The organism is Rhodopseudomonas sp. BR0C11, from assembly GCF_010820945.1.
GTDB lineage: Bacteria > Pseudomonadota > Alphaproteobacteria > Rhizobiales > Xanthobacteraceae > Rhodopseudomonas > Rhodopseudomonas palustris_H.
This window is the reverse complement of sequence record NZ_QTKI01000408.1, coordinates 1-4,228: the sequence shown is the minus strand read 5'-3', so window position 1 is coordinate 4,228 and position 4,228 is coordinate 1. Positions and strand designations below refer to the sequence as shown.

5 protein-coding genes and 1 riboswitch are annotated in these 4,228 nt (G+C 68.7%); of the genes, 1 reads left to right on the top strand and 4 read right to left on the bottom strand.

The features are described 5' to 3' along the window. A partial coding sequence (locus DYI24_RS22270) for an aminotransferase class I/II-fold pyridoxal phosphate-dependent enzyme (protein WP_164573882.1) occupies nucleotides 1-650 on the top strand: 650 nt, incomplete at its 5' end. A gap of 11 nt (nucleotides 651-661) precedes the next feature. On the opposite strand, the gene DYI24_RS22265 is transcribed toward DYI24_RS22270, so the two are convergent. The 4 genes from DYI24_RS22265 to DYI24_RS22250 all read right to left on the bottom strand — a co-directional run bounded on the left by DYI24_RS22265 (nucleotide 662) and on the right by DYI24_RS22250 (nucleotide 4,192). Next, the gene (locus DYI24_RS22265; protein WP_164573881.1) at nucleotides 662-1,441 is read right to left on the bottom strand and encodes an ABC transporter ATP-binding protein; all 780 of its coding nucleotides are present in this window, start codon (nucleotides 1,439-1,441) and stop codon (nucleotides 662-664) included. Next, the gene (locus DYI24_RS22260; protein ID WP_107342908.1) at nucleotides 1,438-2,463 is read right to left on the bottom strand and encodes a FecCD family ABC transporter permease; all 1,026 of its coding nucleotides are present in this window, start codon (nucleotides 2,461-2,463) and stop codon (nucleotides 1,438-1,440) included. The genes DYI24_RS22265 and DYI24_RS22260 overlap by 4 nt, the downstream gene beginning before the upstream one ends. A gap of 7 nt (nucleotides 2,464-2,470) precedes the next feature. After that, nucleotides 2,471-3,529 carry a HoxN/HupN/NixA family nickel/cobalt transporter gene (locus DYI24_RS22255; RefSeq protein ID WP_107342909.1) on the bottom strand — a complete coding sequence of 353 codons (1,059 nt, stop codon included), beginning with the start codon at nucleotides 3,527-3,529 and terminating at the stop codon, nucleotides 2,471-2,473. A gap of 73 nt (nucleotides 3,530-3,602) precedes the next feature. After that, a riboswitch (cobalamin riboswitch) is annotated at nucleotides 3,603-3,817 on the bottom strand. A 51-nt stretch (nucleotides 3,818-3,868) separates the two neighbouring features. Next, nucleotides 3,869-4,192: a DMT family transporter gene (locus DYI24_RS22250; RefSeq protein WP_164573880.1), complete on the bottom strand. Its 324-nt coding sequence runs from the start codon at nucleotides 4,190-4,192 to the stop codon at nucleotides 3,869-3,871. Between the last annotated feature and the right edge of the window lie 36 nt (nucleotides 4,193-4,228).

The window sequence follows — 4,228 nt, the reverse complement described above, 5'->3', positions numbered from 1 at the left end:
TTGTCGGCATGGCGTCGCTCGACGAGATTCCCGAACAGGCTCGCCACGCGGTGGTGGTGAGTCCGAACAATCCCGATGGCCGCATCGTCGAACCCGAGACCTTGCGCCGTGCAGCCGCGCAGCTGCGCCGACGTGGCGGTTGGCTGGTGATCGACGAAGCTTTTGCCGATGTCGATCCGTCTTTCACTGCGGCCGTGCTGACGCCCGAGCTGCCGATCGTCGTGCTGCGCTCGTTCGGAAAGTTCTATGGCCTTGCCGGCGTGCGTCTCGGGTTTGCTATCGCGGGTGAGGTGATTGCGAGGCGGATCGCGCTGGCGCTCGGGCCATGGAGTTGCTCCGGGCCGGCGCTGCGGATCGGCGCTGCGGCGCTGCGCGATCAGGCCTGGGCGATCGAGACGCGCGACGAGCTGCGCGAACAGGCGGCGCGGCTCGACGAGGTGCTGCGCGGCGCCGGCCTCGACACCGTCGGCGGCACACCGCTGTTCCGGCTGGCGCGTCACCCCGAGGCGCATCGGTTGCATGAGGTTTTGGCGCAGCAGCGGATCTGGTGTCGCAGGTTCGACTGGGCGGACGATCTGCTCAGGTTCGGCCTGCCTGCCGATACCGCCGGGCTCGATCGACTCGCCGCCGCGCTCGCTGCACCGCTGTAGTGGCGGCACCGTCAGGTTCCGGACCACGGCAGGATCACGCCAGTGTCCTGATACTGTGCTCGGTAGGCGCTGACGCGAAACACCTGCTGCATGATCTCGTCCGACAAGGCTTCGCTCGGCGCGCCATGGGCGGCGAGCCGGCCGCTGGCCATCACCAGCACGGTATCGGCAAAGCGTGCAGCGAGGCCGAGATCGTGGGTGACGACGATCACCAGCGTGCCGGCGTCGGCGGTGGTTCGCAAGGTCTGCATCACGTCGAGCTGGTAGCGCGGGTCGAGCGAGGCGGTCGGCTCGTCGGCGAGCACCACCGGCGCCTCGACCGCCAGCACCCGGGCAAGCGCGACGCGGCTGCGTTCGCCGCCGGACAGTTCGGTGACAATGCGGTCCGCGAACTGCGTGACATCGGTCTCCGCCATCGCCCGCGCCACCGCCTCGGCGTCATGCGACGACAGCCAGGCCGGGTCGGTGGCGCCATGCGGAAACCGGCCGAGCGCGACGACGTCGCGCACCGGCAGCGGCCAATGCACCAGATGGCCCTGCGGCAGATAGCCGAACCGCTTGGCGCGCTCGCGCAGCGGCATCGTCGCCAGCGCCTCGCCGCCGATGGTGATCTCGCCTTGGGCCTCGACCAAGCCGGCGAGGGCGCGCAGCAGTGTGGTCTTGCCGGCGCCGTTCGGGCCGACCAGTGCCACCAGATGCCCGCGCGTCAGTGACAGCGACACCCCGCGCAGCACCTCGCGGCCGGAGAGCGAGACGGCGAGGTCGCGCGCGGTGAGGAAGGCGGCACTCATGCGACGCCTCCACCGAGCGCGCGGCGTTCGCGCACGATCAGATAAAGGAAGAACGGCACGCCGATGATCGAGGTCAGCACCCCGACCTTGATGTCGGTGCTGGCCGGGATCAGCCGCACCGCGATGTCGGCGGCGAGCAGCAGCGCCGCGCCGGCAAGCGCGCTCGGCAGCAGCACGCGGGCGGGATCGTGGCCGATCAAGGGGCGCACCAGATGCGGCGCGACCAGGCCGATGAAGCCGATCGTGCCCGACACCGAGACGGCGCCGCCGACGCCGAGCGCGGTGCCGGCGATTACGATCAGTCGCAGCCGGCCGACGTCGATGCCAAGACTCTGCGCGGTCTCTTCGCCGAGGCTGAGGGCGCGGAACGCGGCGCGCTGGCTGAACAGCAGTACGCCGCCGGCGACGATGAACGGCAGCGCCAAGACGACGTGACGGAAGCTGCGGTCTTCCAGCGAGCCCAGCAGCCAGAATGCGATTTCCAGGCTGGCGAACGGATTGGCCGACAGGTTCATCACCAGCGCGGTGGCGGCGCCGGCGAGCGCGGAGATCGCCAGCCCTGCGAGGATCAGCAGCAGCAGGCTGGCGTTACGCCCGGCGATCGCCAGCAGCACGAACACCGACACGAATGCCATCGTAATCGCCGCCACCGGCAGTGCGAAGGAGCGGACGTCGGCGAGCCCGAGCGAGATGATCAGCACCGCGCCGAACGCGGCCGATTGCGGCGCGCCGAACAGCGACGGCGACGCCAGCGGGTTACGGAGCAGGCCCTGCAGCGCCGCGCCGGACAGGCCCAGAATGCCGCCGATCGCCAGCGCCAGGATGGTGCGCGGCAGCCGGATCTCTTGCACGATGATCTGCTGCACCTCGCCACCGAGCCCGACCAGCGCCTGTACCACGGTGAGCGGCGACAGCTTGACCGGTCCCACCGCGAGCGATCCGATCGCCAGCAGGGCCACGAGCACCGCGAGCGCAGCGGTAACGGCCGCTGCGCGCGAATTCGGTCCGGAACGTCGGGTCATACCGCGCTCATTTCTGCACGGTCGCGGCGGCCTGGTCGAGCCGGTGATAGCCGTTGAGGCGATAGATGATGGTGGAGACGATCCAGCTCGCCACGAACAGCGCCACGATGCCGTAGCCGAGCGCGCCGAAATTGGAGTTGAGCTCTTCGATCCACTCCCAGAAGGCGCCTTCGAGATGGAAGCGCCCGGCCAGCAGCCCGAGCGTCTCGATGCCGCCGATCAGCAGTGCGACCAGCACCGACACGGTGGTGATGGTCATGTTGTAGTAAAGCTTACGGATCGGGTTGCGATACGCCCAGCCATAGGCGCCGAGCATCAGCACGCCGTCGAGGGTGTCGACCAGGGTCATGCCGGCGGCAAACAGCGCCGGAAACACCAGGATCGACCAGTGCGAAATGTTGCCGGAGGCGTTGGCGGCCAGTCCGAACAGGCTGATCTCGCTAGCGGTCTCGAAGCCGAGCGCGAACAACAGCCCGATCGGAAACAGCTGCCAGCTCTTGGAGACGAAGCGGAACAGCGGCCGGAACAGCCGCGCCAGCCAGCCGCGCTGCTGCAGTAGCTCGTTGATGTCGTCGTCGTGCACGATCTCGCCGGCCTTGGCCTTCTTGAACGCGCGATACACGCCGCTCAGCACCGACAGATTGGCGATGGCGATCGCGAACAGAAACAGCGCCGATGCCGAGGTGCCGATCACCCCGCCGATTTCGCGATAGCCCGAGAATCGCTCGGTCAGCGAATTGGCCGCGATCGCGATTGCCAGCGACGCCACCAGCACCACGGTGGAATGGCCGAGTGCGAAGAACAGCCCGACCGCGACCGGCCGCTTGCCCTCCTGCATCAGCTTGCGGGTGACGTTGTCGATCGCTGCGATATGGTCGGCATCGAGCGCGTGGCGGAGGCCGAGGCTGTAGGCCAGCACCGCGGTGCCGATCAGCACCGGCTCGCCCGCGAAGGCGGTCAGCGCCCAGGCCCAGGCGGCTATGTTGGCCAGCACCAGCCCGCCGAGCACGGCGATCAGGCGGAAGCGGAATCCATCGGAAGAAGCGGGCAGAACGAGATCGGTCATGGCGGTCTCCGGCCGGTGAGCAGCATCCTGTCACCTGTGCGGCGGACCGCTCCAGCCGCGCGCGCCGCACGGTGGAAGATGACGTGCTCAGGCCGGTCTCCTGGCTCACGGGTCGTCGCGATCCTTCGCCTTCCCGGGCAAGTGCCGCCCAGTGGCTGATTGAAGGATCGCTCGCCGCTCACAGTTGCGGGCGCAGCGCCGGATTTGGGTTTGCGGCCATAAGCTTTGGCCCGCACCGGCTTCCCTGTGCCGGACGATTCCCGGCACACCTGAACGGGCGCGATCAAATGGAAGCGGGCCTGCTTTGTCAATCGCCGCCTTGGTCGGGCCGCCGACGGTTCAGGCGGGCGTGCTGAGCTTCAGCCCGATCATGCCGGCCACGATCATCGACAGGCACAGCACTCGCACGCTGCTGGCCGGCTCACCGTACAGCGTCATCCCGACCACGATGCTGCCGGCGGCGCCGATTCCGGTCCACACCGCATAGGCGGTGCCGAACGGCAGCGATTTCAGCGCGATGCTCATCAGGCCGAAGCTGGCCAGGATCGCGGCCAAGGTCACGACCGCGGGCCAGAACCGGGTGAAGCCCTCGGAATGCTTCAGGCCCAGCGCCCAGACGATCTCCATCAGGCCCGCGGCAAACAGCGCGAGCCAACCGGTCATGGCTTGTTGCGCGGCGGCAGCGTCAGCCCGGCGCGC